Origin of the sequence: Collinsella aerofaciens, from assembly GCF_964243765.1 — a bacterium.
In the GTDB taxonomy this organism is placed as follows: Bacteria; Actinomycetota; Coriobacteriia; order Coriobacteriales; family Coriobacteriaceae; genus Collinsella; species Collinsella aerofaciens_BU.
The window spans coordinates 1-2,077 of sequence record NZ_CAXTGI010000020.1; the positions used below are offsets into that span (position 1 = coordinate 1).

At 61.4% G+C, this 2,077-nt stretch carries 1 rRNA gene; it reads left to right on the forward strand.

The features are described 5' to 3' along the window. Positions 1–179: 179 nt before the first annotated feature. A 16S ribosomal RNA gene (locus ACESSC_RS09700) occupies positions 180–1,685 on the forward strand. Positions 1,686–2,077 lie beyond the last annotated feature (392 nt).

A 2,077-nucleotide genomic window follows, 5' to 3' on the forward strand; every position in this document is an offset into this window, starting at 1 on the left:
GTGTCGCATCCGGGCAGACATCGAACCATTTGAAATGGTCTAACTTGGATTTGTTTTTCGCAAGGCCGCCGAGAGGCGGCCCCGAGAAATTCCTTTTCCTATACAGAACCATATGAATCGAACGGAACCGATCAGCGATGAACTGAGAGGACCGGACGGGCTCGAAGCCCAGATATTTTTGGACGGAGAGTTCGATCCTGGCTCAGGATGAACGCTGGCGGCGCGCCTAACACATGCAAGTCGAACGGCACCCACCTCCGGGTGGAAGCGAGTGGCGAACGGCTGAGTAACACGTGGAGAACCTGCCCCCTCCCCCGGGATAGCCGCCCGAAAGGACGGGTAATACCGGATACCCCGGGGTGCCGCATGGCACCCCGGCTAAAGCCCCGACGGGAGGGGATGGCTCCGCGGCCCATCAGGTAGACGGCGGGGTGACGGCCCACCGTGCCGACAACGGGTAGCCGGGTTGAGAGACCGACCGGCCAGATTGGGACTGAGACACGGCCCAGACTCCTACGGGAGGCAGCAGTGGGGAATCTTGCGCAATGGGGGGAACCCTGACGCAGCGACGCCGCGTGCGGGACGGAGGCCTTCGGGTCGTAAACCGCTTTCAGCAGGGAAGAGTCAAGACTGTACCTGCAGAAGAAGCCCCGGCTAACTACGTGCCAGCAGCCGCGGTAATACGTAGGGGGCGAGCGTTATCCGGATTCATTGGGCGTAAAGCGCGCGTAGGCGGCCCGGCAGGCCGGGGGTCGAAGCGGGGGGCTCAACCCCCCGAAGCCCCCGGAACCTCCGCGGCTTGGGTCCGGTAGGGGAGGGTGGAACACCCGGTGTAGCGGTGGAATGCGCAGATATCGGGTGGAACACCGGTGGCGAAGGCGGCCCTCTGGGCCGAGACCGACGCTGAGGCGCGAAAGCTGGGGGAGCGAACAGGATTAGATACCCTGGTAGTCCCAGCCGTAAACGATGGACGCTAGGTGTGGGGGGGCGATCCCCCCGTGCCGCAGCCAACGCATTAAGCGTCCCGCCTGGGGAGTACGGCCGCAAGGCTAAAACTCAAAGGAATTGACGGGGGCCCGCACAAGCAGCGGAGCATGTGGCTTAATTCGAAGCAACGCGAAGAACCTTACCAGGGCTTGACATATGGGTGAAGCGGGGGAGACCCCGTGGCCGAGAGGAGCCCATACAGGTGGTGCATGGCTGTCGTCAGCTCGTGTCGTGAGATGTTGGGTTAAGTCCCGCAACGAGCGCAACCCCCGCCGCGTGTTGCCATCGGGTGATGCCGGGAACCCACGCGGGACCGCCGCCGTCAAGGCGGAGGAGGGCGGGGACGACGTCAAGTCATCATGCCCCTTATGCCCTGGGCTGCACACGTGCTACAATGGCCGGTACAGAGGGATGCCACCCCGCGAGGGGGAGCGGATCCCGGAAAGCCGGCCCCAGTTCGGATTGGGGGCTGCAACCCGCCCCCATGAAGTCGGAGTTGCTAGTAATCGCGGATCAGCATGCCGCGGTGAATGCGTTCCCGGGCCTTGTACACACCGCCCGTCACACCACCCGAGTCGTCTGCACCCGAAGTCGCCGGCCCAACCGAGAGGGGGGAGGCGCCGAAGGTGTGGAGGGTGAGGGGGGTGAAGTCGTAACAAGGTAGCCGTACCGGAAGGTGCGGCTGGATCACCTCCTTTCTAGGGAGATAAATCTTCTAGAGAGATCAACTTAACTCGAATAGAGGGCAGGAGCCCGTCCGGTGGATGTCGCCCGGGGGAAGTCCCCGCAGCACCCGGTCCCCGGGGTCGCACCCGCGTACCTTGAGAGCCGCATAGCGATAGGAGAGAGATGGAAGATCATTCTTCCAGACTCGATTCTTTTCTGCGATTTATCAGACAGAATGATAGCAATCATTCATCCGATCCAAACAAGAAGAATTCACTTATTAATGAGTGAGGAGCATCTGATCGCGAGCACAGTGAAGACACTGTGCCGCGGTATGAGATACCCGAATTGCGACATACGAGCGCTATTCATGATATCGATTAATTAATTTTAGCGACACGTGGATATCCCGCGGGCCCGAGTG